The 1,621-nt window shown below is 68.8% G+C and carries 1 protein-coding gene; it reads right to left on the minus strand.

Annotated elements, in window-relative coordinates; translation table 11 throughout:
- The coding region (locus AB0H82_RS36385; RefSeq protein WP_362999829.1) for a type I polyketide synthase at positions 1 to 1,549 on the minus strand (1,549 nt) is incomplete at its 3' end.
- Positions 1,550 to 1,621 lie beyond the last annotated feature (72 nt).

Genomic DNA, 1,621 nt, shown 5'->3' on the forward strand with positions numbered 1-1,621 from the left:
AACCGACCTCATCACCGGCCCGCAACGCCCACTCCACCAACGCCGCACCCGGCACCAAAACCGACCCCGCCACCACATGATCAGCAAGCCAGGGCGCCCCCGAACGTGTCAGACGCCCGGTCAGCAGACACCCACCCCGGTCCGCGAACTCCACCGCCGCACCCAGCAACGGATGCCCCGCCGCCACCAGCCCCAAAGTCGCCGCATCCCCACTCCCGGAACGGCCACTCAACCAGAACCGCTCCCGCTGGAACGCATACGTCGGCAGCTCCACCACCCCGGGCACAGACTCGGACGCGAACCACACCGACCAGTCCACACCCACACCAGCGACATGCAGACGAGCCATCGCCTCCACGAACGCCGACTCCTCACAACGCTCCCCGGAGAGGGACGCGACCAGCACCGCCTCCTGACTGTCCGACTCGTCCAGGGTGTGCTGGGCGGCAGTGGTCAGCACAGGCGCGGGGCCGAGCTCCACAAACACGCCCGCCGACTCCGCCACGTGAGCGATCGCGGGCTGGAACAGCACTGTCTGGCGTACGTGGCGCGCCCAGTACTCCGGATCCGTGATCTCCTCACCGGCCCGCTCTCCGGAGACATTGCTCATGAGCGGGATCGAAGGCTGCGCGAACTTGACCCCGCGTATCGCTTCGGTGAACTCCGCCAGCATCGGCTCCATCAACGCCGAATGGAAGGCATGACTGACACTCAGCGCCTTCGTCTTGCGTCCCCGCTCACGCCACAACCCAGCAATCCGGTCCACCTCATCCGACGGCCCCGAAATGACCGTCGAATCGGGGGTGTTGACGGTCGCCACACTCACACCCGTGCCGTCCAGGTCGGTGGCCAGCTCGGCGGGCGTGGCCTGCACCGCACACATCGCACCGCCCTCGGGCAGCTCACCCATCAAGCGAGCCCGCGCACCCACCACCCGGCACGCATCCGCCAGGTCAAAAACCCCCGCGACATGGGCGGCCGCGATCTCGCCGATCGAATGGCCGACCACCACATCCGGCCGCACACCCACCGACTCCCACAACCGCGCCAAAGCAACCTGCAGCGCAAACAGCCCAGCCTGCGCCCACATCGTGTGATCCAACCGCTCCTGCGGGCCCCGGAAGACCACCTCCCGCAGCTCACCCGCCTCCACACCCAACGGCCCCTCCAACAGACCGCACACCTCATCAAACACCGCCGCGAACACCGGGAACCGTTCATACAAACCGGCACCCATACCCACGAGCTGGCTGCCTTGGCCGCTGAACAGCCACACCACGTCATCGCCGCCCATCCGGGCCTGCGAGTTGGACGGACCGATCAACGCCGCATGCGGCTCGCCCGCTGCCAGAGCCTCCAGGCCGGCGATCAGTTCGGCTCGCTCCGCGCCCACCACGACGGCGCGATGCTCGTGCAGCGCGCGCGTCTTCAGCAGCGACCAGCCCACGTCGGCGAGCGGCGCGCGGGACGCGTCACCGGCGAAGTCACGCAGACGCAGTGCCTGATCGCGCAGAGCCTGCGGGCTACGGGCCGACACCACCCACGGCACCAAGCCACCCTCAGCCTCAGCCTCAGGAGCCCCACCACCGACCGGCGCCAGCTCCTCCCCCGCCTCAGCGGG

It is taken from the genome of Streptomyces sp. NPDC050732, assembly GCF_040654255.1.
GTDB lineage: Bacteria > Actinomycetota > Actinomycetes > Streptomycetales > Streptomycetaceae > Streptomyces.